The organism is Gordonia sp. UBA5067, assembly GCF_002414845.1.
In the GTDB taxonomy this organism is placed as follows: domain Bacteria; phylum Actinomycetota; class Actinomycetes; order Mycobacteriales; family Mycobacteriaceae; genus Gordonia; species Gordonia defluvii.
Map to the genome: position 1 here is coordinate 40,181 of NZ_DIAX01000057.1, position 24,130 is coordinate 64,310.

The window sequence follows — 24,130 nt, forward strand, 5'->3', positions numbered from 1 at the left end:
CTCGACGAGGCGCAGAACACGACCGGTGAGCAGATGAAGATGTTCCTCACCCGTCTCGGATTCGGTTCGAAGGTCGTCGTGACCGGCGATGTCACGCAGGTCGACCTGCCTGGTGGGGCGGAGAGCGGTCTCAACGCCGCCGCGCGCATCCTCGAGGGGATCGACGATATCCATTTCTCCCGGCTCACCAGTGCAGATGTGGTGCGACACCGCCTGGTCGCGAACATCGTCGACGCCTACGACCGCGACGAGAACGGCGGCGGCAACCGGGCTGTGCGCCGGGGCGGACGGGAGCGCCGGCCATGAGCATCGAACTTGCCAACGAGTCGGGGGTCGACGTTCCGGTTGAACTCATCCTCGACGCCGCCCGCTTCGCCCTCGCCCGCATGGACGTGCATCCCGGCGCGGAGCTGTCGGTGCTGTGTGTCGATCTCGACACCATGGCCGGCCTGCACGTGAAGTGGCTGGACCTGCCCGGCCCCACCGACGTCATGAGCTTCCCGATGGACGAGCTGACGCCCGGCTCGGGACGCTCGGACGACGAACCCGGGCCGGCCACCCTGGGCGACATCGTGCTCTGCCCGGAGTTCGCCGCGGAGCAGGCCAAGCAAGCGCGGCATTCGTTCGACCACGAGTTGGCCGTTCTCACGGTGCACGGCGTGCTGCACCTGCTCGGCTATGACCACGCCGAACCGGAGGAGGAGCGCGAGATGTTCGGCTTGCAGGGCACAATTCTCGACGAGTGGTACGAGGACCGGCGGCACCGCGACCGGTCCGCCCGGCAGTCCCGGCGCGACGACGACTTGCTGCGCAAGATCGGGTTCGCCGAAACGGACGAGGGCTGAACCGGTGCCCCTGGAGCTCGCCTTCCTGCTCGCCGCCGCGGCGTTCACTCCCTTCGGAGGGCTGTTTGCCGCGGTGGATGCCGCACTCACCACGGCGTCACAGGCCCGGGTCGCCGATCTGATCAGTCAGGGCCGCGCCGGTGCCCGCCGCCTGGACCGGGTGCTGCGACAGCGCCCGACCTACGTTGGACTCGTCGTCTTCCTGCGCGTCATCTGCGAGACCGCCGCCACCGCCTTCGCCGCGGTGGCCCTGGTGCGGCTGTGGGGCGCCGGCTGGGGGCTGCTTGCTGCGATCGCCATTATGGCGGTGGTCTCTTTTGTGGCCGTCGGAGTCGGGCCCCGTACGCTTGGCCGCCAGCACGCCTACACGATCGGCATCATCAGTGCACCCGTGCTGCAAGGGGTCGGTGTCCTGCTGACACCCCTGACGCGCCTGCTCATTCTGATCGGCAACGCCGTCACCCCGGGTAAGGGCTTCCGAAACGGACCGTTCTCCACCGAGATCGAGCTGCGCGAGGTCGTCGACCTGGCGACCGCGCGCGGCGTCGTCGAGGACGACGAGCGCCGCATGATCCAGTCCGTCATCGACCTCGCCGACACCCACGCGCGCGAGGCGATGGTGCCGCGGCCGGAGATGGTGTGGATCGAGCAGGACAAGACCGCCGCCCAAGCGGCCAGCCTGGCAATTCGCTCGGGGCACTCGCGACTGCCGGTTATCGGGGAGAACCCCGACGACATCCGTGGCGTCGTCTATCTCAAAGACGTCACCGGGCGTGCTATCGCCGGGCTCGCCGGGTCGGTCGAGATCGCCGATGTGATGCGTCCGGCAGAGTTCATTCCGGACTCCAAAACTCTCGACAAGGTACTCGCCGACATGCAGCGCACGCGCAACCACATGGCGATGCTCGTCGACGAGTACGGCGGGATCGCCGGCCTGCTGACCATCGAGGACGTGCTTGAGGAGATCGTCGGCGAGATCACCGACGAATACGACAGCGGCGAGGTCGCGCCGGTCGCCGAACTCGGCCCCGGCACCTTTCGGGTGTCGTCGCGGCTGCCGGTGGAAGACCTCGGTGAACTGTTCGGCGTCGACATCGACGACGATGAGGTCGAGACCGTCGGCGGTCTCGTTGCGCTCGTCCTCGGGCGTGTGCCGCTGCCCGGCGCGAAGGTGCGGTGTCACGGGCTTAGTCTGGTCGCCGAGGGCGGCCCCAACCGGCAGGGCCGTCAGCGGATCACCTCGGTACTGGTGTCACGGGTCGAATCAGATCAACCGTCGGCGGCCGATGAGGCGCACGGCAGGTCAGAGGTCGGCCATGGCGCCGCTTGAGGCCGACGATGCGAAGCTGGTGACGCTGGCGCGCGGGGCGATGGCCCGTGCGGAGGCGTTGTCGGGAGCGGCGGTGCGCGACCGCGATGGTCGTACGTACGCCGGTGCCCCGGTGGGTCTGCGGTCGTTGCGGCTCAGCGCGCTGCAGGTCGCGGTGGCCGGTGCCCTCGCCAGTGGGGCCGGCGAATTCGAGACGGCCGTCCTCGTCGGCGGCGCCGACGATGATCCAGGTCTGGCCGCGCTGGCCGAGGCGAGTCCATCGGCGGCCGTCATCCGAACCGATCGTCGTGGGGAGCCACTTGATGCTTGAACTGCCACCGGACGGGTTCCGTTCTGGTTTCGTGTGCTTTGTCGGCCGACCCAACACCGGCAAGTCGACCCTGACCAACGCGTTGGTCGGGGAGAAGATCGCGATCACCTCGAATCGTCCACAGACGACGCGCCACACGATCCGAGGCATCGTGAACCGGCCGGATGCCCAGCTGATCCTGGTCGACACCCCGGGACTGCACCGCCCCCGGACACTGCTGGGGCAGCGGCTCAACGACTTGGTGCGGGACACCTATTCCGAGGTCGACGTGGTGTGCGTGTGTATTCCCGCCGACGAGGCGATCGGGCCCGGTGACCGCTGGATCGTCGAGCAGGTGCGCAAGATGGCGCCCACGACGACGGTCGTCGGCATCGTCACCAAGATCGACCGTGTGACGCCTGACAAGGTGGCCCGGCAGCTGATCGCCCTGTCCGGGCTATTGGGCGAGACGAGTGAGGTCGTGCCGGTCTCGGCCAAGAAGAACCAGCAACTCGACGTTCTCGTCGACCTGCTCGTGTCGCAGATGGAGCCCGGGCCGGCGTTCTACCCCGACGGTGAGCTGACCGACGAGCCCGAACAGGTCCTGATGGCGGAGTTCATCCGCGAGGCCGCACTCGAAGGTGTGCACGACGAATTACCGCACTCGCTGGCGGTGGTGATCGACGAGGTGATTCCGCGCGAGGACTCCGAGATCGTCGATGTGTACGCGATCCTTTACGTCGAGCGCGACAGTCAGAAGGGAATCATCATCGGCCACCGCGGGTCACGTCTCAAAGCCGTTGGGACGCAGTCGCGGCAACAGATCGAACGGCTGCTCGGCACTCGCGTCTATCTCGACCTGCGTGTCAAGGTCGCCAAAGACTGGCAGCGCGACCCGAAGCAGTTGCGGCGGATGGGGTTCTAGCGTCTCGTGCGTACCGGTCATCGCGCAATGCGAGAATGGCCCGATGAGCGCGAGGGGTGGCGTCGAGACAGACGCGCGGCACGACGAGCAGGCACGGTCGGCGATTGGCGACGTCGTCGGGCATCCACGGTTCTGGATTGCGCCGGTGGCGGTGGTCATCGCGCTCATGAGCCTGATGGCGGCGGTGTATCTCGGGGCCGTGGTCAACACCCGGGAGAACCTGCACGATTTCCATGTCGCGCTGGTCAACGAGGACTCCGGTGGGCGCGCGACGCCGGACAGTCCGACGATGAATGTCGGCCGCCAGATCGTCGAGCAGTTGGTGCCCACCACCGCCAAACAGGGCATCACGCTGCAGCAGATGAGCCGCGCCGACGCGATGCACAAGCTCTACACGGGCAAGGTCTACGGCGTTATCGCGATCGACCCGAACTTCACCAACCTCATGTTGGGCCTGGCTCGGTCGGCGGTCCTGCCGAACCAGCCCTCGCGGCCCGCGATCGACGTCCTCATCCACCGGGGCTCGGGAACCTTCGCATCGTCGATCACGACGATGATGGCCCAAGAGATGGATCGAGAGGTCAATAAGCAGGCGGGTCAGCAGCTGATCGAGAACGTCCGAAAGGAGCTCGGGAACAGCGTCCAGCTCGCCGGTGCGACGCAGCTGGCCCTGTCCCAGCCGATCAGCATTGTGGTCTCCGAGCCGCAACCGCTGCCCGACGGTGCGGCCAATGGGCTGAGCGCCTTCTACTTCACGCTGCTCTTGGTCCTCGCCGGCTTCTCCGGCGCCATGGTGGTGTCGATCATCGTCGACGGGCAGCTCGGGCAGCTGCCGATCGAATTCGGGCCATTGTTCCTGCTGCGCAAGCGATTGGCGATCTCGCGCTGGGGAACCCTGGCGGCCAAGTGGATGATCATGCTGATCATCGCGGCGGTGCAGGCCGGGTTGTTCCTGCTCGTGTGTGCGATGGTGGGCACATCGTTGCCCAATTCCTTTGTCCTCTGGGCATTTTCGGTGCTGGTCATCACCGCGGTGGGGGTGACGGCCAGCTCCATGATGGCGGTGTTCGGCAATCCCGGCTTGCTGATCAACCTGGTCTTCTTCGTGATTCTTGGGTTGCCGTCGTCGGGCGGCACGGTACCACTGGAGGCGAGTCCACGGGTGTTCAGCTGGATCGCCGCGGTGGAACCGATGCACCTCGTCTACTACGGGGTGCGGTCGATCCTCTATTTCGACGCCGACCCCGCGTCGGGCCTCATGCGGTCGGTGGTCATGACTGTCGCCGGTCTCGTCTTCGGCCTGCTGCTGGGCGTCTTGGGCACCAGGTACTACGATCGCAAGGGCTGGTTCCGGCGGCCGAACGCGCTGTCCGTGCCGCCGCGCCTGGCCAAGCTCGTGGACGCCGATGCCGACCAATCGGTGACCGTGACCGAGATCCCCGCCCGGGCGGCCGTGTCAGAATCGAAGTGACCCGACATCGGTGACAGAATGACTCGGTGAGGTTCTACCGCGACGAGGCCGTCGTCCTGCGCCAGCACAAGCTGGGTGAGGCCGATCGAATCATCACCCTGCTGACCCGTCAGCACGGGCTGGTGCGCGCGGTGGCCAAAGGCGTGCGGCGTACCCGGTCTAAGTTCGGTGCCCGGTTGGAGCCGTTCGCCTACATCGACATCTGCCTCTATCCGGGGCGGAACCTGGACACGATCACGCAGGTGCAGAGCATCGATGCGCTGGCCGATGTCATCGCCGCCGACTACGGCCGGTACACGACTGCATGCGCGGTGCTCGAAACCGCGGAGCGGCTGGCCGGGGAGGAGCGCGCCCCGGCGCCCGATCTGCATCGGCTGACCGTCGGGGCATTGCGGGCTTTGGCGTCGCAGACCCGGGAGAACCAGCTGATCCTCGACGCTTATCTGTTGCGGGCGATGCACTGCGCCGGCTGGATGCCGGCGCTCGAGGTGTGTGCCCGGTGCGCCACCCCCGGTCCGCACCGGGCGTTTCACGTCGCTGCCGGTGGTGCGGTGTGCGTGCATTGCCGCCCGGCCGGCGCCGCGCTGCCGTCGCCGGGGGTGCTCGACCTGATGGAGGCGATGTTTCGTGGGCAGTGGGAGGTCACCGGCGATGCGACCGAGTCGTTGCGGCGCCAGGCGAGCGGGTTGATCGCCGCGCATCTGCAGTGGCACCTGGAGCGGCAGCTGCGGACCCTTCCACTCATCGAGCGCGGCGATCCCCATAGGGTGGCCATGTGAACGTCCGACCGCCCGACCCGCATCCATCTGGGGCGCGTCCGCCCGCGATTCCACCCGAGTTCGTGCCGAAGCACGTGGCACTGGTGATGGACGGCAACGGTCGGTGGGCCACCGACCGTGGGCTGCCGCGTACCGAGGGGCACAAGCGCGGCGAGGCCGTACTCATGGACACGGTCTGCGGCTGTATCGAACTGGGCGTGACCTGGCTGTCGGCATATGCGTTCTCGACCGAGAACTGGGCGCGCAGCCCCGAGGAGGTCCGCTTCCTCATGGGCTTCAACCGTGACGTGATTCGTCGTCGGCGCGACGAGATGAACGAGATGGGCGTGCGGATCCGCTGGGCCGGGCGCCGTCCGCGCCTGTGGCGCAGCGTGATCAAGGAACTTGAAGTCGCCGAGGAACTCACCAAGAACAACACACTGATGACGCTGACCATGTGCGTCAACTACGGCGGCCGCGCCGAGATCGCCGACGCCGCGCAGAAGATTGCGATGCGCGTCGCCCGGGGCGAACTCGATCCCAAACGCATCAACGAGTCCATGTTTGCCCGCTATCTCGACGAGCCCGACATGCCCGACGTCGACTTGTTCCTGCGGCCGTCGGGGGAGCAGCGGCTCTCGAACTTCCTGCTGTGGCAATCCGCGTACGCCGAGATGGTGTACCAGGAGAAGTTGTTCCCCGACTTCGACCGCCGTGACCTCTGGGCCGCCTGCCTGGAGTACGCGCAGCGCGACCGGCGGTTCGGCGGGGTCAAATGAGCGATATCGCCCGGATCGCGGGGCTGCTGGCCGCCCTGGGTACCGTCGAGGAGACCGACGCGGAGTCGGTGCTGGTGCATGTCGGCACGACGCGGGCGTCGGTTCGGGTGCTCGAACTGGCCGAGGATCTACAGGTGGTGTCGGTGACGCAACTCGTCGCCCGGGCCGTGACCAACGACGACCGGCTGCGCGATCTGCTGGAGGAGCGCGGCACCATGTTGAGCTTCGGGTCGCTGCGTCGGACCACACCCGGTGAACGGCATACCGACGTGTTGCTGTCGTACGCGTTCCCGCTCGGTGAGCTGGACGACGTACCGCTGATTACCGTGTTGCACCTGGTGCTTTCGGGTGGGTCGGCGCTGGCGGAGGATCTGGGCTAGATCGCGCCGATCGCGTGACTAGTGGTCGGCGCGGCAGTCGGCGCAGACGCCGAAGATCTCGACGGTGTGGCTGATGTCGCCGAAGTCATGGGCCGCAGCGACTTTCGACGCCCAGGCCTCTACCTCGTCGGCGCGGATCTCAACGGTACGGCCGCACATCCGGCAAACCAGATGATGGTGATGTGTGGTCGAACAGTGCCGGTAGCGCATCTCGCCCGAACCGTCCCACAGAACGTCGACGATGCCGGAGTCGGCGAGAGTCTGCAGGTTGCGGTACACCGTGGTCAGTCCGATGGATTCGCCGTGGGCGACGAGTTCGTCGTGGATCTGTTGTGCCGATCGGAAGTCGGCGGTGCCACTGAGGGCCGTTGCGATCGCCTCGCGCTGACGCGTGTTGCGCTGACCGGTGACCGGCGGTTTGGGCCGGCCCGTCACGAGGCGGTTGGCCGGATCGGTCGGTGCTGCCCGGTTGGGGTGGCCGGCGCGGCGGGTCCGTCGATGCGTTCGCAGGCGTGGACGATGGCGTCGATGGCGATGTGGGCGACGTGGTCGTCGACGAGGGCGTATTCGACTTCGCGACCGCGGCGGCGCCCGTCGACGAGCCCGAGGTCGCGCAGGACGCGCAGGTGCTGACTGACTTGCGGCTGGTTCAGGCCCAGATCGTTGACGAGCTGGTGGACACAGCGCGGGGCGTCGGCGAGCAGCATGACAATGGCGATGCGTGTCGGCGCGGCGAGGGCGCGCAGCAGATCGCTGGCGGCATCGAGGGCCGCCGGGTCGGTCCGGACATCGGCACGGGGTTGCGGAAGGCTGGTCACGCGGGGCTCCTTAGTGGGAATCCAACGTACTAGTGGGAATCCAACGTACCAAGCTTATCGGAACTAGTTTTCATTTGGCCGTGGGCATCGGCAGCAATGCGGGTTGCCGTGCAATGCGGTGGGGCGTTTCATGGAGCCAACGACCAAGGAAGGACCGTCGACGTGGCTCGGATTCCAGGAACGCCGTTGGCGCACTCGGCCGCCGATTTGGTAGCCGGCGCGAACGTGTTGGTCCCACCGTTGGCACTCGATGCGGCACGAGAGCTACTCGGCGCCGCGTCGGTACGGTTCGTCGACATCCGAGAGGTGCGCGAATGGGAACGGACTGGCACGATTCCCGGCGCGTACCGCGCCTCGCGCGGAATGCTGGAGTTCTGGGTGGATCCGGCGAGTCCCTACTATCGGCCGTCCCTGGATGACGGTCGGCGGCTCGTGCTGTACTGCGCATCGGCGTGGCGCTCGGCGCTGGCGGCGGCGACCCTCTTCCAGATGGGCCTCACCGACGTGACCCATATCGACGGCGGATTCACCGCGTGGCGCAGCGCGGGATATCCGGTTGAGCGGATCGGGCACTGACGGGCGCCGGGTCCCGGGCCGGGTGCCAAACAGGTCACGGCGTCGTCGATCCGCAGAATGCTTGGATCGCACATCAGCAGGTCGGACATCGCGTTGGCCAGGTGCGCCTCCGCCGATAGTTCGCCGGCCCGGGCCGCCGGCCACTCGCTACAGGCGCAGAGCGCGCCGCGCGAAGGGTCGACCACAACTGCAGGTTATCCGCCGATTGCTGACCGGTGAACCTGCCCCACCTACTTAATGCTGCTGGTCACGTGCTCGTGCAGCGTGAATATACGGCGAAATCGGTAGTAGCGGCGAACAGGTGGCAGGTGAGGCGGGGGCGACGGGCCGTGCCCACCTGCAGCGACTAGGCTGGGATATCAATCTCGATCCGCCTGTTTAGCCATCCGAGTGGGAGAACCGAAACCTGTGGCCGTGCCGTCCAAAGTCGATGCTGTCGTCAACCTCGCCAAGCGGCGCGGTCTGGTATTCCCCTGCGGTGAGATTTACGGCGGTACCCGCTCAGCCTGGGACTATGGGCCGCTAGGCGTCGAGTTGAAGGAGAACATCAAGCGTCAGTGGTGGCGCTCGATGGTCACCAGCCGCGACGATGTCGTCGGCTTGGACTCGTCGGTCATCCTTCCGCGCCAAGTGTGGGTGGCGTCGGGTCACGTGTCGGTGTTCAACGACCCCCTCGTCGAATGCCTCAACTGTCACAAGCGTCATCGCCAGGACCATCTGCAGGAGGCATACGCGGAGAAGAAGGGCCTCGACGACCCCGACGCCGTCCCGATGACTGAGATCGTCTGCCCGGACTGCGGCACCAGGGGGCAGTGGACCGAGCCGCGCGACTTCAACATGATGCTCAAGACCTTCCTCGGGCCGATCGAGTCCGAAGAGGGGCTGCACTACCTGCGCCCGGAAACCGCCCAGGGCATCTTCGTCAACTTCAAGAACGTGCTGACCACCTCGCGCAAGAAGCCGCCCTTCGGCATTGCCCAGATCGGCAAGAGTTTCCGCAACGAGATCACGCCGGGCAACTTCATCTTCCGCACGCGTGAGTTCGAGCAGATGGAGATGGAGTTCTTCGTCAAGCCCGGTGAGGATGACCAGTGGCACCGCTATTGGATCGATGAGCGGTTGAATTGGTATGTCGACCTGGGCATCGACCGGGACAACCTGCGCCTGTTCGAGCACCCCTTAGAGAAGTTGTCGCACTACTCCAAGGGCACAACCGACGTGGAGTACAAGTTCGGCTTTGCCGGCAGCGAGTGGGGCGAGTTGGAGGGCGTCGCCAACCGCACCGACTTCGACCTGTCGACCCACTCGGAGCACTCCGGTGAGAAACTCGAGTACTTCGAGCAGGCCACCGGCGAGCGGTACACCCCGTACGTGATCGAGCCGGCCGCCGGATTGGGCCGCAGCCTGATGGCCTTCCTCTGCGACGCCTACACCGACGAAGAGGTGCCCAACGCCAAGGGTGGTACCGACACTCGTGCCGTACTCAAGCTTGATCGGCGGTTGGCGCCGGTGAAGGCCGCGGTCCTGCCGCTCTCGCGCAACGAGGCACTCTCGCCGAAGGCCCGCGACCTGGCCGCGCAGTTGCGCCAGTACTGGAACATCGAGTTCGACGACGCTCAGGGGATCGGTAAGCGCTATCGCCGCCAGGACGAGATCGGTACACCGTTCTGCATCACCGTTGACTTTGACACCCTTGACGACCAAGCCGTGACGATCCGCGAGCGCGACACCATGGCCCAGGAGCGCGTCGCCCTGGACAAGGTCGTCGAGTACCTCGGCGGGAAGTTGATCGGATCGTAGGTCCGCCGGGTTGGCCGGGGTCGTTCGCGCGGCTGTGCGTGGAGGACCAACCCCGACCGGGCGCTGATCTCTATCCGGTCCTCAACCAACGGGCACGGTCCGGGGACCGTGGTGCGACATCAACCTCCCTTGGGAGCTCTGAACCACGGGTGCCCATCGGATCCGATCATCGCTTACCAGTCGGGTTACCTCGGGTCTGGCGATGCTCGGACCTGCACCTGCAGTCGCCCTGGGGGTACTTCCCCCGTGAAGTTGTGAACGCGGGCTGAAGAGGGCAGCCCACGACGGCCTGCATGATGTCAGTCCGAGTTGCCAGAATGGGTTCATGCCCGAACCGAGGGTCATCCATGACGACATCACCCGCGTCGACGCCGACGCCATCGTGAACGCGGCAAACACGCGGATGCGGGGTGGCGGGGGAGTGGACGGCGCGATCCACCGTGCGGGAGGAATGGCGATCCTTGAGGATTGCGTGCGCCGCTTCCCCAATGGGCTTGTTGTCGGCGATGCGGGATGGACGACGGCGGGCAACCTCCCGGCGCGGTGGGTGATCCACACGGTCGGGCCGAACTATATTGCCGGTCAACAGGATCGGTCGCTGCTCGTCGCGTGCTATCGGCGGTCGCTGGAGGTTGCCGACGAGCTGGGTGCGCAGCGGATCGCCTTCCCACTGGTCAGTGCCGGGATCTTCGGTTGGCCGCTTGACGATGCGATCGCCGTGGCTGCGGACACGATCCGTGGGGCCGATACCGACGTTGCCGAGGTGCTCATCGTCGCGTTCGGTAGTGATGTGCGCGATCAGGTTGTGCGGTACCTCGAATCCTGAGGTTGCGGTCGTGGGCGACGCGCGGCCGGCGCGGCCCCCGCGGTTCACGAGCACGACCGGATCGGCGGGCGGTTCACCTAGAGTGGCAGCCATGACAACGCCAACGGTCGGCGAGATCGCCGATGCCAAGTACGTAATGCTCACGACCTTTCGGAAGGACGGGACCGCCGTGCCCGCGCCGATCTGGGCTGTCCGCGACGGCGACGCGCTGGTGGTGTGGACCGAGACGGAGTCGTGGAAGGTCAAGCGGCTGCGTCGAAACTCCAGAGTGCTCGTGCAGAAGTGCGACGCACTCGGGAAGCGGACGGTCGGCCCCGAGGCCGTCGGGGTGGGACGGATTCTGGATGCGGCGGGAACCGAGCGGGCTCGCGGCCTGATCGGGCGCAAGTACGGGCTGGCCGGCAAAGCACTGGTGTGGGGCAGCAAGCTGCGCCGAGGTGCAGGCGGAACCATCGGCATCGAGGTCGTCGACGCTTGAGACCGACGCAGCGCCGGATTCCGGGCAAAGGCGCAACCACAACCCGTGACGTGCGAAGATTGAGCCGTCGGGCGATGGGCTCGGCGTTTCGAGTTGAGTGTGGAAGAGGGTAGTTGTGGCTGTCAGTGGAAAGATCGTGCATTTCGACACGAACAAGGGTTTCGGGTTCCTCGCGCCGGATGAAGGCGGCGACGACGTGTTCATCCACATCAACGACCTCGACGTCGACGAGTCTCAGTTGAAGGCGGGTGCGCTGGTCGAATTCGACGTCGAAGACACCGACCGCGGCGCGAAGGCCACCAACCTGGTCATCACCCAGGAAGCCCCGGCCGGGGCGTTCGAGGAGTCGCGCGGACGTCGTGACGACCACCGCCCGGATCGTCGGGGCGGCTTTGACCGCGACCGCGGCGACCGAAACTCCGATCGCCGCGACCGCCCCCGGCGCCCGCGCGGCGGGCACGGGTCGATGGACGCCGCGGCGTTCACCGAGGAGATCACCGAATTGCTCCTCGACGCGTCGGGCGCCTTGACGGCGGCGCAGATCGTCGCGATCCGTCAGCGCGTCACCGACTTCGCCGTCGACCGGGGTTGGGTGCTTGACTGATTCGGTCGCCGTCGCGATCTATACCGACGCCGATCTCCGGCGTGCGGTTCCCGAAGGGGAGAAGGCCGCCGGCCTGCCAGGCAGTACCATCGAGCACCGAAGTGCGTTCTCGAGGGACCGGGCACGGGTGTTGCACTGTGCAGCGCTGCGCCGATTGGCCGACAAGACGCAGGTCGTCGGGCCGCGCGAGGGTGATACTCCGCGCACCCGGCTGACTCATTCGCTGGAGGTCGGGCAGATTGGGCGCGGGATCGCCGTCGGATTGGGTTGTGATCCCGACCTGGTCGAGCTGGCCGGGCTCGCCCACGATATCGGGCATCCGCCCTACGGGCACAACGGGGAGCGGGCACTCGACGAGGTGGCCGCCGACATCGGCGGCTTCGAGGGAAACGCGCAGAATCTGCGCATCCTGACCCGGCTGGAACCGAAAGTCCTTGATACACAAGGCAACAGCGCGGGGCTCAATCTGACGCGGGCGTCGCTCGACGCGACGCTGAAGTATCCGTGGACCCGGGAGCGGCCGGGCAGCAAGTTCGGCGCGTACGACGACGATGAGCCAGCGCTGGCGTGGATTCGCGCCGGTGCCCCGGGTGTGCGGCAGAGCCTGGAGTCGCAGGTCATGGATTGGGCTGATGACATCGCCTATTCGGTGCACGACGTGGAGGATGGCGTCATCTCCGATCGGCTGGATCTGCGCGCACTGTCTGATCCGGCCGAACGTCGGACTCTCGCCGACCTGGCCGTCGCGCATTTCCAGGGTCTCGACGCCGGGGAACTGGTAGAGGCGGCGGATCGGCTGTCGCAGATGAACGTCGTCATGGCGGCCGGGGCTTACGACGGCACCCTGGGTGCTGCGGTCGCGCTCAAGCGGATGACGTCGGAACTGATCGGGCGGTTCGCGACGGCGGCGGTGATGGCAACGCGTGAGCAGCTCGACGAGCGTCCCGTTATTCGCTACGACGCCAATCTGGAAGTACCGCCACTCGTCGCCGCCGAGGTGGCGGTACTCAAGACGATGGCACTGCAGTTCATCTTCTCGGACCAGCACCACCTCACGGTCCAGGATCGTCAGCGCGAGCGCATCCACCGCGTCGCGAGTTGGATGGTGCAGGCGGGCCCCGGCGGGCTTGATCCCCTGTTCGTCCCGGCCTGGGAGAACGCCGCTGACGATGGGGAGCGACTACGGGTCATCGTCGATCAGATTGCGTCGATGACCGAGGGGCGCCTCGAGCGCACCGATCGGCGCAACTCCGACATCCAAGCGCATCTGGGGTAGCAGGTGTCCGCACCCGGCAGTCGCGTCCTGAGGCTTCCCCGGCCCGCCTAGAATGAACGGCGTGCCCGGCAGAGTCCCCGATCGCACTCGGCCGTCGTGCCTGGAAGTGCGCGGCGCCCGGGTACACAACCTGCGTGGCATCGACGTGGACATTCCCCTCGGGCAACTCGTCGGGGTCGCCGGAGTCTCCGGGTCGGGCAAGTCCTCTCTGGCGATGGGCGTGGTCTACGCCGAAGGCTCACGCCGCTACCTCGAAGCGCTCTCCACCTACACCCGACGCCGCATCGGCCAGGCTCCGCGCGCCGACGTCGACCGCGTCTCGCATGTCCCGGCGGCGCTCGCGCTACGCCAGCGCCCGGCAGTCCCCGGCCCGCGTTCGACCTTCGGCACCTCCACCGAACTGCTCAATGTACTGCGCCTGATGTTCTCGAGGCTCGCCTCCCACGTGTGCCCCAACGGGCATCGTCAGGCCCCCACCTTGCGTGTGGCCGCTGAGGAGCCGATCGTTTGTCCTGAATGCGGGGCCGGCTTTGTCGGCCCCGGTGCCGAGGCCCTCGCCTTCAACTCGGCCGGTGCGTGCCCCGCGTGCGACGGGCTCGGCACGGTCCGGGACGTTGACGACGCCGCACTCATTCGGGACGAGAATCTGTCGATCGACGAGGGCACCGTCATCCCGTGGCAGATGTTCGGCTTCAACGTTCAGCCGCAGATCGCCCGTGAATTCGGCGTCCGCACCCACATCCCGTGGCGTGACCTCACCGAGGCCGAGAAGCAGATCGTGTTGGACGGCCCGGAGGAGAGGAAGCACATTACGGTGACCTCGGTCAAGGGCGTGCACGACCTCGACTTCACCTTCCGTAACGCCCGGCTGACCGTCACCGAAGAACTCAAACGCGCCGAAACCGAGAAACGATTGGCCCGGGTCAGTCGTTTCTTGCGGGAACGCACCTGCCCCGACTGTCAGGGCACCCGGCTCTCGCCGGCCGCCCGTGCCCCGCGGATCGGCGATCAGAACCTCGCCGACGTCACCGCGCTGCCGTTGCACGACCTGATCGACTGGGCGCCCACCGTCGGTGCGACCCTGCCGGACGAGCTCGCGCCGATGACCGACGCACTGATCAGCACCCTGTTCGGGATGAGCCGGCGTCTGATCGACCTCGGTCTGGGCTACCTGAGTTTGGACCGGGCGGGCGCGACGCTGTCGACCGGTGAGCGCCAGCGCGTGCAATTGGCTCGCGCCGTCCGCAACGAGACGACCGGCGTGCTCCATGTTCTAGACGAGCCGTCGATCGGATTGCACCCGGCGAATCTCATCGGCCTGCAAGGGGTGCTCGGGGACCTGGTGGCCGGGGGCAATTCGGTGCTCATGGTCGACCATGACCCGCAGGTGTTGCGCGGTGCCGATCACCTCATCGAGATCGGTCCCGGCGCCGGCAATGACGGCGGACGAGTCATCGCGCAGGGGAGCGTTGCCGACGTCGGCGCCGACCCGCAGTCGCGGATCGGGCCCTTCCTGTCCGGTGCGGAGAAGGTCGCCGTTCGGGAACGACCGTCGCCGGCTCAGGTTTTCGACGGCGGGAGTCTGCGGCTGTCCACTGCCGCCGTGCACACCGTGCATCCGCTCGAGGTGGCGATCCCGCGGGGACGGCTGACCGCGGTCACCGGGGTGTCCGGGTCGGGCAAGACCACCCTGGTACTCGAATCGCTGGTGCCGGCGCTGCGCGGTGAGGCCCCGTTGCACGTGAAAGCCGTCGACGCCGCCGGCATCGAGAAGGTCGACGTGGTCGATGCCACTCCGATCGGGATCAATGTGCGCTCGACGGTCGGGACCTATTCGGGGGCGCTCGACGAGCTGCGCCGCGTGTATGGGCGGCTGCCGTCGGCGCAGGCGGCGGGGATTGCCGCGTCGGACTTCTCCTACAACACCGGATCGCTACGCTGTCCGCGCTGCGACGGCACCGGTCGAATCTCGCTGGATGTGCAATTTTTGCCCGACGTCGACATCGACTGCCCGGACTGCCACGGTCGCCGCTACGCGCCCGCCGCCTGGGATCATGTCCGCGACACCGGGGCAGGCGGACCGATCGCCCTGCCGGACCTGCTGGCGATCCCCGTCGACCATGCTCTGCCGTACGTCGACGACCTGCCCGCCGTGCGCCGCAAACTGGCCGGACTGATCGACGTGGGGCTCGGCTATCTTGCGCTCGGCGAGGCGACGCCGGCGTTGTCCGGCGGGGAGGCGCAACGACTGAAACTGGTCGCCGAGCTACGGCGGCGGCAGGATTCGGCGCTGTTCGTTTTCGACGAACCCACCGTCGGGCTGCACCCCCTCGACGTGCGGGTACTGCTGACGGTGCTGCAGGGCCTGCTCGACCGCGGCGGCACCGTGATGGTGATCGAACATGATCTGGATCTGATCGCCAACGCGGACTACGTGATCGATCTGGGTCCGTCCGGGGGTGCCGAAGGTGGTCGGATCGTCGCCACCGGCACTCCTGAGGAGGTCGCCGGCGACCCGGCCAGTGTGACCGGCCGGTATCTGGCCGAGCACCTCGACGATGGCGATCCCCGTGGGGAGAGGGCCGGCCAGTGAGCGACGGGTATACCTGGGCCACTGCCGAGGGGCGGCGGCACGCTCACCGGACCGATCGGCGGCTTTTCGGCGATGATATTGCTGACGGGGACCGCCCTTGCGGGGCTGCGCGCCGCCGTCTCGTCGTGAGGGACCCACGCTCCCACCTAGACTGAACGGTGTGCCAGGAAGAATCCCCGATCGCGACATCACGGCCATCCGTGAACAGGTCCGGATCGAGGATGTCGTCGGCGACTACGTCGCCCTGCGCCGGGCCGGCGCGGATCGGTTGACCGGGCTGTGCCCCTTCCACGATGAGAAGACGCCGTCGTTCCATGTTCGACCCAACCACGGCCATTTCCACTGCTTCGGCTGCGGCGAGGGCGGCGACGTATACACCTTCCTGCAGAAGCAGGAACACATCAGCTTCGTCGAGGCCGTCGAGCAGATGGCCGACAAGATCGGCTACCGCATCAATTACGAGGGCGGCGGAACCAGTGTGCAGCGCGACCGCGGCACGCGCGCACGGCTCGTTGCGGCGAACGCCGCCGCCCAGAAGTTCTACGCCGAACAACTGCGCACCCCCGAAGCGCAACCGGCGCGCGACTATTTGACCGAGCGGGACTTCGACGGCCAGGCGGCACTGGCCTTCGGGTGCGGTTACGCCCCGGCCGGCTGGGACACAATGACCAAAGCGCTCTTGTCGCAAGGGTTTGAGTTCAAGGAACTCGAGGCGGCGGGGCTGTCGAAGCAGGGTCGGCAGGGTCCGATCGACCGCTTCCACCGTCGTCTGCTGTGGCCGATCCGCAACCTGGGCGGCGACATCATCGGCTTCGGCGCGCGAAAGCTCTACGACGACGACAACATGGGCAAGTACATGAATACGCCCGAGACGATGCTGTACAAGAAGTCGCAGGTGTTGTTCGGTCTCGACCATGCGAAGAAGAACATCGCCAAGGGTCACCAGGTCGTCATCGTCGAGGGCTACACCGATGTCATGGCCATGCAGCTGGCCGGCGTCACCACCGCCGTCGCCAGCTGTGGTACGGCCTTCGGCGACGACCACCTCGCCCTGATCCGTCGGCTGATGATGGACGACTCGTACTACCGGGGTGAGGTGATTTACACCTTCGACGGTGACGCGGCCGGTCAAGCGGCGGCGATGAAGGCGTTCGAGGGCGAGCAGGCGATCGCGGGGCAAACCTTCGTGGCGATTGCCCCAGATGGAATGGATCCCTGCGAACTGCGCCAGCAGCACGGGGAGGCCGCCGTCCGCGACCTCGTCGCCCGACGCATCCCGATGTTCGAATTCGCCATTAAGACGCTACTCAAACAGCATGACCTCGACACCGCCGAAGGGCGGGTGAACGCACTGCGGGAAGCCGTTCCGGTGGTGGCGCGCATCAAGGACGTCGCACTGCGTGACGAATACGCGCGCCAGCTCGCCGGCTGGGTCGGCTGGGACGAGGTGGCCCAGGTGTTGCGGCGGGTGCGCGAAGAGGCGGCGCGAAACGCCAAGCGTCGAGGCCGTCCGCAACAGCCCGGCCCGCGGCCGCGAGTACGGCCCGAAGCATCGTCGACGCCGCCGCCCACCGCCAAGCCGTTGCCAACGGATCCACGGTTGTGGCCGCAGCGCGAGGCACTCAAGGCCGCCCTGCAGTATCCGGCGATCGCCGGGACCGTATTTGACTCGCTGCCGCTGGAGTGTTTCAGCGAGCCCGCCTACGCGTCGATCCGCGCGGCGATGCGGTCGGTCGGTGATACCGCCTCAGGGAAGGGCGGCGCGCAATGGGTTGGTGAGGTGCACCAAGCCGTCGACGACCCGGTGATCGGGCCACTGGTGACCGAACTCGCCGTCGAGCCGATGCGCGTTGACGACGACGCTGTCCCGCGCTACATCGGCTCGGTGCTGGCACGCCTTCAGGAGGTCTGGGTCGGTCAGCAGATCGCCGATATCAAGTCGAAACTGCGCCGCATGTCGCCGACGGAGGACGCCGACTCCTACAACGGGGTGTTCGGCGACCTGGTCGCCCTCGAGGCCTACCGCCGCAGCCTGCTGGAGCAGGCGGTCGATCCGGTCGTCGAGGTGCCCTGAACCTGTTCGGTTCGGGCCTCGGTGCGGCCGTGTCATGTGATGCAATGACGGTATGCGCCGATGGTCCGGGATTGTGCCGATGGTGGTGTGCGCCGTGATGGTCGTGACCGGGTGCGGTGCCCGCGACCGTGCGGAGCGCAGGGCGACCGCCCCACCGCCGGCGAGGAGTTCGACTGCACCCGCCACCACGAACCGGCCCGCCGCCGCCCCGATCGTGGTGAACACCGACGGCCTGCAGGCGGAGATCACCCCGGGGGCCATGGCGAAGTGGGCTGCGGACGTCTCACACGGCCAGGAGGCGGCGGTAGTGGCCAAGTGCTGGACGATCGCACCTCAATACATCGCCGAACGGTACTTCGCCGAACCGGCCACGGTGGCGACGATCTTCGCGCAGCGGCCGGTGAGCGGTCAGGCCGGAGTGGCGTGGGGGCGCTACGAGTCCGCCTACGCGCACGTCCCGTGGTCGGAGGCGAAATCGGGCTATCCGTGCCCGCGCATCCGGTTGAACGCGGCGCAGCAGATCTATCCCGACGACTTCGTCGCCCATATCGCGCGGCGATTCATCCTGCGTGCCCAAGGTCGGCCGATCAACCCCGCCGACACTGCGGCGTCCTATCCGCTGGAATGCACCGTGGTGCGCGGCCCGATCGCGAACGTCGAGCGCGGTGACGTCCAACTGATCACGGTGACCAGGGAAGACCTTCCGCATGGTGATATCCGCTGGATTGTGCAAGCCGGGCTGCTGACGATGCGGATGGCGCTCGAGCCGGGGGTTGTGTGCGTGCAGGCGGCGGCGTAGTAGCGGCGATGTCAGGGTTATCGGCAACACTGGTGCGATGAGAACGACAACGAACTGGCACCTGGGTCTCGGCGCAGCGGTGACATGGTCGGTGCTGACGGCCTGTGCGGCGGCTCCGATGCCGGGAAACTCAGCAGCCGCCAACGAGTCGTCGGTACCACCGGTGTCGTCGCCCGGCCCAGCGTCGCTCGCCGACTCCGTGCCGGTGGGCCGGCCGGCGCCGAATGTTTCGGCGATGGCGGCGGCAGCACTCGCCGAACTCGGCCGCCTGCCGGTGAAAGGCAGCGCTCCGATGACGGGCTATCGCCGGTCGGCTTTTGGGCGGGCATGGTCCGACGATGTGTCGGTCGACAAGGGGCGCAACGGATGCCGGACGAGGGACGACGTGTTGCAGCGCGACCTCACCGATATTGAGATGCGGGGCCGATGCACGGTACTGAGTGGGTGGCTCGATGACCCGTACACCGCGCAGCGCCTGCGCTTCGAGCGGGGGGTGGACGTGAAACGGATCCAGATCGATCACGTCGTGGCCCTTGCCGATGCGTGGCGCACCGGCGCGCAGCAGCACTCGCCGCAGCGGCGCGTCGAATTCGCCAACGACTTGCGCAACCTGCAGGCCACCGCCGGGTGGGCGAATCAGCAGAAGGGATCGTCCAACGCCGCGTCGTGGCTCCCGCCCAACCGGTCCTTCCGGTGCACCTACGTTGCGCGCCAGATTCAGGTGAAGCGGGCCTATGACCTGTGGGTGGTCCCGCCCGAGCGTGACGCGATGCGGCGCGTGCTGACGAAGTGCGTGGGGTGAGGGCCGACGCCGTCGGCTAGGCCCCGAAGCACGCCGATCCGGTGTTGAATCCCGACGTGACCGGGAACGGCGCAGTCTGCTTCGTGACGCCGTTCTGGATGGCGACGGCGCGCATCGTGCCGACGCGGGTCGCGAGCCACTCGCCTTCGACGACGCGCTTCTGGTCGGTGCGCCGCTCGTTTCGGGTAGCGAGACGACTGACCACCTGGCCGTGCTCATCGACGATCAGGAGCTGTACCGGGGCAGTGTGGTCGGTCACGACCACGGACACGTTGTACGTGCAGCCGGTGCCGCGATTGCCGGTGAACATTGTCGGCGAGACGTTCGGGCCCACCGACGGGACCGCTTGGGCTGGTTGAGCAGCGATAGTCGTACCGATGCCGATGGCGGTACACGCGAGTGAGACCGCGACGACGGCTGGCAGGGCTCGGCGTTGCCGAAGTGACGCATTCATGGCTATGAGGATGCCATGAGCGGGGATGGCCGAGGCCAGAACCCGGGTGTCCGGATCCTGGCCTCGTAGCCGCGAGATGTTGTGCCGCTTCTGGTGTTCGCGGGCCCTGAGGCGGGGGCGGAGGTGGGGCGACCGGGGCTCGAACCCGGGACCAGCGGATTATGAGTCCGCGGCTCTAACCAACTGAGCTATCGCCCCGCGGGCGAAACGCCCAGTGGCAAAGCCTACCGGCAGCGGATCAGTCGTTGTCGGCGAGGACCTCGTCGACGAACGTGCGGATCCGCCGACGCAGGGCGGCGACCCGGTCCGCGCGGACGGCATCGAGATCGGTTCCGCGGTGGTAGGCCGGCGGCAACTGGCGGGCGTGACGGGAGCAACCGAACCGCTCGCAGATCAGGATGCCCAGCGTCGACCCACGCCGGCCGGCCGCTCCCGCGCGGCGCACCGTGTAGAGCACCGCGGCCTCGGTGAGATTGACGTCGGTGCACCAGGAACACATGGCCCGCCCGCGTGGCGTCGCGGTCGCACGGGTGAGGAGCAGGGCCACGACTCCGTCGGTCTGCTCGACGACCAGGTAGGCGCGCCGGGGGATCTTGGGGTCGCGCCAGCCGAGGAAGTCGAGGCCGGCGAAGTTGATTGAGCCCAGATCGGGATAGGTGACCCGGGCGACCTCGCTGCGCGTGGCGCCGCGAAATGCGGACCGGATCATTGCTGACGAGAGTTCTTGCATGACGTGGACCAGACTGTGAGGCCGACGCGAGGAGTCGGCTACCGATTGAGGGCAGCTGTGGCCGGCCGATCAGCGTGATCGGCGCGGGGCGCGGTCAACTGTTTCGGGCGCAGTGCGCGCCGAACTCCTCGAAACGGGGGATGCTCACGATGCCAGGGTAGCGCACGCGGGGGACTGCTTCAGCAGGCGCAGGATTGCTAGGGCTTCGGCTCGCAGGCGATGCCGTCGCCGTCACGGTCGAGTTTCGAACTGTAGCCGTCGTCACCCTTGCGGATCGGTGCATTCCCGTCGGCGCGCGCCTCGTCGCAGTTCTTGTATGTCTTGACCTGGGTCGCGCCGGGTAGCGGGGCGGCGTGCGCGGTGGCGGTGAGGACGATCGGGGCGAAACCGGCTGCCGCGACGGCCAAGGTGCTGAGGGCTTTCGCCAGGTGAGTGGTCATCCGGCCAGCATAACCTGACCGGTTTGTCGTATTACGTGCGTCGTCGATATCGGGTGATGCCCCTGGGCAGGTGGGGCTGGCGCAGCGTACGGGCGATGAACTCCCCGAGCGTGACGCCAGCGGCGAGGGCGCAGCCGATGAGAACGGCGGTAGCCATCTCGCGACCGCCACCGGTGCCGGTCATCAGGCCGTACATCCCGCGGTAGATCGCGCTACCGGGCAGCAGCGGGGTGATACCTGCGACGGCGATAACCAGCGGGGGGGTCAATGCTCGACGTGCGGCGAGGCCACCGAGCAGACCGACGATGATCGCCGCAATGGCGTAACTGAAGACCGGCCCGAGGCTGGTCAGGTACAAGGCGCCGGTGACACCGGCGCCGATCGCGCCGGCGAAGAACGCGGCGGAGAGCGCGCGGCGCTCGGCATAGCTGGCCAGGGCGAATGCCACCGCAGCAATGGCGCCACCGATGATGCGGGCCGGGACGTCGGCCGCACCGAACGGCGCCACCGTCGTCAGCGACGGCAGATTCACGTCGAATACCCCGACAAAGCGGACCGAGAGTGCCACACCCACGAGGATTCCGCCGGTCATCACCAGTACCTCGGTTACCCGGGCCGTCCCGGTGATCGGTGCGCCGGTGATGGCATCCTGGACGGCTCCCACCAGCGTGAGGCCCGAGAGCAGGACGATGATCCCCGCGGCGATGATCTGTGCGGGCCGAAAGCCCAGCCCGCTGCCCTGCAGCGCCGGATAGAGGAGGGCGGCCGGCAACACCGCGAGAAAGCCGCCGGTCAGCTGCTGGAAAAAGGGTGGCGTGCCGATGCGGTTGAGCCGCCGATTCACCGCGACGATCACGATCGTGGTGGCGAAGGCGGTCAGCCACACGACCCACGTGCCGCCCAGGTAGATGCCGACACCGAGGGCCATGAGCCCCCACGCGAAGGTGGAGACCCAGTGCGGATAGGGGTGCGGTGCGGCGGAGATATCGTCGACGATCGCGTGGGCGGTTGCCGGGGTGATCGACAGCCGCCGGATCTTGCGCACCAGGCGGTCCACCTGGGCCAGTCGGGTGAAGTCCAATGAACGGTAGTACACCGATCGTGAGGCGGTGATCGGCGGCAACGTGGGGCCGCGGCGGGCGCAGATCAAAATGGTGTTGAAGGTGACGTCCACATCGACGTCGTCGAGGCCGTAGATGGCGGCGACGAACTCCACTTGGTGCCTGGTGTCGATGGCGCCGGTCCCCGCGTCGAGGAGCACCGCCCCGATCCGGGCTGCGAGGTCGATAACCTCGGTGATGGCGGCTTCGTCGCGCAGGTCGATCGGGCGGCGCGGCGCGATGACGATACGGCCGGGTTCGATGGTGTCGATGGTGGCCGGGCGGGGGCCGGCCAGACGATGCAGGCCGCGGCGGAGATAGTCGAGCATGTGGCCGCCTTCCCGGGCGTTGCGCGTCTGTGTCGAGTTCAGCCTCCACCGTAGACGTGGACGGGTTCGATTTTGCCCTTGATGCGGTGGGTGCCGCGGTCGAGGAGGTTCGGCGATGGATCGTGCAGTGCGCTGCGGCAGGCCTGGGTCAGCAGAATGGAGTCGCCGGTGGTTTTGGTGAGTTGTTCGACGCGGGCCGCGACATTGACGCTGTCGCCGATGAGGGTGAATTCGAGCTTCCCGCCACCGCCGATGGTCCCGGCGATGACGGGACCGGTGTTGATGCCGATGCCGATGTGCAGGTCGTTGCCGAAGTGGTGGGTGACTTGTTGGTGGATGTGGCGGGCCGCGGCGAGTGCAGCGTCGGCGTGGTTGTCGAGGTTGGTGGGGGCGCCGAAGACGGCGAGGGCGCCGTCGCCCAGGAACTTGTTGACGTGGCCACCCGTGGTGACCACGGTGGGTACGACTATCTCGAACAGTTCGTTGAGGCGCCCGACGACGGTTTCGGCGGTGTGGGTTTCGGTGTAGGGGGTGAAGTTGCGGATGTCGAGGAACATGATGGTGACGGTGCGGCGTTCGCCGGTGAAGATGTTGTCGCCCTGCTCGAGGAGTCGTGCGGCCAGCGCTGGGTCGACGTAGGTGCCGAAGGCGCTGTGCAGATGTTTGCGTTCGAGGAGTCCGGTTTGCATGCGGTTGAAGGAACCGGCGAGGGTACCCAAGTCGTCGTCTTGGACGACGGGAAGCCGGTGCGTGTAGTCGCCGGCGGCGACCCGGTCGGCGGCGTCGTCGAGGTCGCGCAGCGCGGTCAGCGACGGGGCGAATGCCGCGCCAACAGTGATGGGCGCGGCGATCCAGATCGTGACTGCGGCGGCGATCGCCACATACACGAGGGGAGCCGGCCGGGTATTGCCGGCCGCGGCGCCGAGCATGGCGCCCAGCAGGCTGAAGGTGAATGCCGCGGTCAATGCCGCGGTGTTCGACCAGACGGCGAACGACGGCCGGGCGCGGGGCATGGTGTCGCCGATGTCGGAGTCGCGGGTGAGCGCCAGGCGGGCCGGCCGCATGGCCGCTTCGACAATGCCGTGTGCGGCGGTGAGGTTGGCCGCAAAGCCGGTGACGGCGCCAACGGCACCGAACTGGATCACGTGCGCGGTGCTGGCCCCGCCGATCACCGCCGAGAGTGCGAAGAGTGCAGCAAAGACCGGGATACCGGCGGCGGTGGAAACGGGTACCGCCTGGCGGGAGTACATGTAGGTGCCGACCAGTGCGGCGTGCCGGTCGCCCCCCGGCCCCGCCGCCCACCGATCGACCGGCCGGAGGCAGCGGTGGGCGATCGGCGTGAGCACCGCCGCCAGCGCGATGGTGCAGGCCGCGGCAGCAGCGATGGCGAGCGGCACCGCACGGGCCCAGTTGTTGGGACGCTCGATTCCGAGTACCACGGCTGCGAAGGTGAGGTTGACGGGAAACAGGAGGACGACACCGAGCGCAAGGATGGCCCACACGGTGAACTGCGCACCATGACGGTCCCAAACCCATTGCCACAGCCGGTACATCTGCCAAGAATAGGCGCGTAGCGCGGGCAGCCCGGGAAGAACGAAAACAAAAAACCGCCTGTGAACAGGCGGTTTAGTTGCTCCCCCAACTGGACTCGAAC

26 protein-coding genes and 1 tRNA gene are annotated in these 24,130 nt (G+C 67.3%); 19 read left to right on the plus strand and 8 right to left on the minus strand.

What is annotated here, in order from left to right; genetic code table 11:
• From B4M62_RS09585 to B4M62_RS09625, 9 genes are all read left to right on the plus strand, one after another.
• A partial coding sequence (locus B4M62_RS09585; RefSeq protein ID WP_290707051.1) for a PhoH family protein occupies positions 1 to 306 on the plus strand: 306 nt, incomplete at its 5' end.
• The gene (gene ybeY / locus B4M62_RS09590) at positions 303 to 845 is read left to right on the plus strand and encodes an rRNA maturation RNase YbeY (protein WP_290707053.1); all 543 of its coding nucleotides are present in this window, start codon (positions 303 to 305) and stop codon (positions 843 to 845) included. The genes B4M62_RS09585 and ybeY, both read left to right, overlap by 4 nt.
• 4 nt (positions 846 to 849) lie before the next feature.
• On the plus strand, positions 850 to 2,175 hold the full coding sequence (locus tag B4M62_RS09595) for a hemolysin family protein (RefSeq protein WP_290707055.1): 1,326 nt from the start codon (positions 850 to 852) through the stop codon (positions 2,173 to 2,175).
• Complete coding sequence (locus tag B4M62_RS09600; RefSeq protein WP_290707057.1) at positions 2,162 to 2,485, plus strand: cytidine deaminase; 324 nt, start codon at positions 2,162 to 2,164, stop codon at positions 2,483 to 2,485. The genes B4M62_RS09595 and B4M62_RS09600 overlap by 14 nt, the downstream gene beginning before the upstream one ends.
• A complete protein-coding gene (era, locus tag B4M62_RS09605; RefSeq protein ID WP_290707059.1) occupies positions 2,478 to 3,389 on the plus strand; it encodes a GTPase Era in 912 nt (303 codons plus the stop codon). The genes B4M62_RS09600 and era overlap by 8 nt, the downstream gene beginning before the upstream one ends.
• 43 nt (positions 3,390 to 3,432) lie before the next feature.
• Positions 3,433 to 4,860 carry a YhgE/Pip domain-containing protein gene (locus tag B4M62_RS09610; RefSeq protein ID WP_290707061.1) on the plus strand — a complete coding sequence of 476 codons (1,428 nt, stop codon included), beginning with the start codon at positions 3,433 to 3,435 and terminating at the stop codon, positions 4,858 to 4,860.
• A gap of 26 nt (positions 4,861 to 4,886) precedes the next feature.
• Entirely contained in the window at positions 4,887 to 5,639 is a 753-nt protein-coding gene (recO, locus tag B4M62_RS09615; protein ID WP_290707063.1) for a DNA repair protein RecO, read from the plus strand.
• Entirely contained in the window at positions 5,636 to 6,397 is a 762-nt protein-coding gene (locus B4M62_RS09620; protein ID WP_290707065.1) for an isoprenyl transferase, read from the plus strand. Before recO ends, B4M62_RS09620 begins: the two co-directional genes overlap by 4 nt.
• Positions 6,394 to 6,777, plus strand: coding sequence for a hypothetical protein (locus tag B4M62_RS09625; RefSeq protein WP_290707067.1), 384 nt, complete (start codon positions 6,394 to 6,396; stop codon positions 6,775 to 6,777). Before B4M62_RS09620 ends, B4M62_RS09625 begins: the two co-directional genes overlap by 4 nt.
• Before the next feature lie 18 nt (positions 6,778 to 6,795).
• Here B4M62_RS09625 and B4M62_RS09630 read toward each other — a convergent pair whose 3' ends face one another.
• Together B4M62_RS09630 and B4M62_RS09635 are read right to left on the minus strand one after the other, a co-directional pair.
• Positions 6,796 to 7,212, minus strand: a complete 417-nt coding sequence (locus tag B4M62_RS09630) for a Fur family transcriptional regulator (RefSeq protein WP_290707069.1) — start codon at positions 7,210 to 7,212, stop codon at positions 6,796 to 6,798.
• Positions 7,209 to 7,595 (minus strand): ArsR/SmtB family transcription factor, encoded by a 387-nt coding sequence (locus B4M62_RS09635; RefSeq protein ID WP_290707072.1) that lies wholly within the window; start codon positions 7,593 to 7,595, stop codon positions 7,209 to 7,211. The genes B4M62_RS09630 and B4M62_RS09635 overlap by 4 nt, the downstream gene beginning before the upstream one ends.
• 162 nt (positions 7,596 to 7,757) lie before the next feature.
• Here B4M62_RS09635 and B4M62_RS09640 point away from each other — a divergent pair, with 162 nt between their 5' ends.
• The 10 genes from B4M62_RS09640 to B4M62_RS09685 all read left to right on the plus strand — a co-directional run bounded on the left by B4M62_RS09640 (position 7,758) and on the right by B4M62_RS09685 (position 19,423).
• Positions 7,758 to 8,171, plus strand: coding sequence for a rhodanese-like domain-containing protein (locus B4M62_RS09640; protein ID WP_290707074.1), 414 nt, complete (start codon positions 7,758 to 7,760; stop codon positions 8,169 to 8,171).
• A 408-nt stretch (positions 8,172 to 8,579) separates the two neighbouring features.
• On the plus strand, positions 8,580 to 9,971 hold the full coding sequence (locus tag B4M62_RS09645) for a glycine--tRNA ligase (RefSeq protein WP_290707076.1): 1,392 nt from the start codon (positions 8,580 to 8,582) through the stop codon (positions 9,969 to 9,971).
• A gap of 325 nt (positions 9,972 to 10,296) precedes the next feature.
• Complete coding sequence (locus B4M62_RS09650) at positions 10,297 to 10,797, plus strand: macro domain-containing protein (protein WP_290707078.1); 501 nt, start codon at positions 10,297 to 10,299, stop codon at positions 10,795 to 10,797.
• A gap of 91 nt (positions 10,798 to 10,888) precedes the next feature.
• Positions 10,889 to 11,275, plus strand: a complete 387-nt coding sequence (locus B4M62_RS09655) for a PPOX class F420-dependent oxidoreductase (RefSeq protein WP_290707080.1) — start codon at positions 10,889 to 10,891, stop codon at positions 11,273 to 11,275.
• Positions 11,276 to 11,390: 115 nt separating this feature from the next.
• Positions 11,391 to 11,879 (plus strand): cold-shock protein, encoded by a 489-nt coding sequence (locus tag B4M62_RS09660; protein WP_290707082.1) that lies wholly within the window; start codon positions 11,391 to 11,393, stop codon positions 11,877 to 11,879.
• A complete protein-coding gene (locus B4M62_RS09665; RefSeq protein WP_290707084.1) occupies positions 11,872 to 13,155 on the plus strand; it encodes a deoxyguanosinetriphosphate triphosphohydrolase in 1,284 nt (427 codons plus the stop codon). The genes B4M62_RS09660 and B4M62_RS09665 overlap by 8 nt, the downstream gene beginning before the upstream one ends.
• Before the next feature lie 52 nt (positions 13,156 to 13,207).
• A complete protein-coding gene (locus tag B4M62_RS09670) occupies positions 13,208 to 15,748 on the plus strand; it encodes an excinuclease ABC subunit UvrA (protein ID WP_414651814.1) in 2,541 nt (846 codons plus the stop codon).
• A 160-nt stretch (positions 15,749 to 15,908) separates the two neighbouring features.
• The gene (gene dnaG, locus B4M62_RS09675; protein WP_290707088.1) at positions 15,909 to 17,822 is read left to right on the plus strand and encodes a DNA primase; all 1,914 of its coding nucleotides are present in this window, start codon (positions 15,909 to 15,911) and stop codon (positions 17,820 to 17,822) included.
• A gap of 52 nt (positions 17,823 to 17,874) precedes the next feature.
• Positions 17,875 to 18,621 (plus strand): hypothetical protein, encoded by a 747-nt coding sequence (locus B4M62_RS09680; protein ID WP_290707090.1) that lies wholly within the window; start codon positions 17,875 to 17,877, stop codon positions 18,619 to 18,621.
• Between the two features lie 37 nt (positions 18,622 to 18,658).
• Positions 18,659 to 19,423 (plus strand): HNH endonuclease family protein, encoded by a 765-nt coding sequence (locus tag B4M62_RS09685; protein ID WP_290707092.1) that lies wholly within the window; start codon positions 18,659 to 18,661, stop codon positions 19,421 to 19,423.
• Positions 19,424 to 19,439: 16 nt separating this feature from the next.
• On the opposite strand, the gene B4M62_RS09690 is transcribed toward B4M62_RS09685, so the two are convergent.
• The 6 genes from B4M62_RS09690 to B4M62_RS09715 all read right to left on the minus strand — a co-directional run bounded on the left by B4M62_RS09690 (position 19,440) and on the right by B4M62_RS09715 (position 24,029).
• Positions 19,440 to 19,877: a hypothetical protein gene (locus B4M62_RS09690; RefSeq protein WP_290707094.1), complete on the minus strand. Its 438-nt coding sequence runs from the start codon at positions 19,875 to 19,877 to the stop codon at positions 19,440 to 19,442.
• Between the two features lie 124 nt (positions 19,878 to 20,001).
• Positions 20,002 to 20,075 (minus strand) — tRNA-Ile (locus B4M62_RS09695).
• 40 nt (positions 20,076 to 20,115) lie between these two features.
• Positions 20,116 to 20,586, minus strand: a complete 471-nt coding sequence (locus tag B4M62_RS09700) for an FBP domain-containing protein (RefSeq protein ID WP_344716534.1) — start codon at positions 20,584 to 20,586, stop codon at positions 20,116 to 20,118.
• Between the two features lie 218 nt (positions 20,587 to 20,804).
• On the minus strand, positions 20,805 to 21,047 hold the full coding sequence (locus tag B4M62_RS09705) for an excalibur calcium-binding domain-containing protein (protein WP_290707098.1): 243 nt from the start codon (positions 21,045 to 21,047) through the stop codon (positions 20,805 to 20,807).
• Between the two features lie 31 nt (positions 21,048 to 21,078).
• The gene (locus B4M62_RS09710) at positions 21,079 to 22,476 is read right to left on the minus strand and encodes a threonine/serine ThrE exporter family protein (protein WP_290707101.1); all 1,398 of its coding nucleotides are present in this window, start codon (positions 22,474 to 22,476) and stop codon (positions 21,079 to 21,081) included.
• A gap of 38 nt (positions 22,477 to 22,514) precedes the next feature.
• Positions 22,515 to 24,029, minus strand: a complete 1,515-nt coding sequence (locus tag B4M62_RS09715; protein WP_290707102.1) for an adenylate/guanylate cyclase domain-containing protein — start codon at positions 24,027 to 24,029, stop codon at positions 22,515 to 22,517.
• Positions 24,030 to 24,130: the final 101 nt, after the last annotated feature.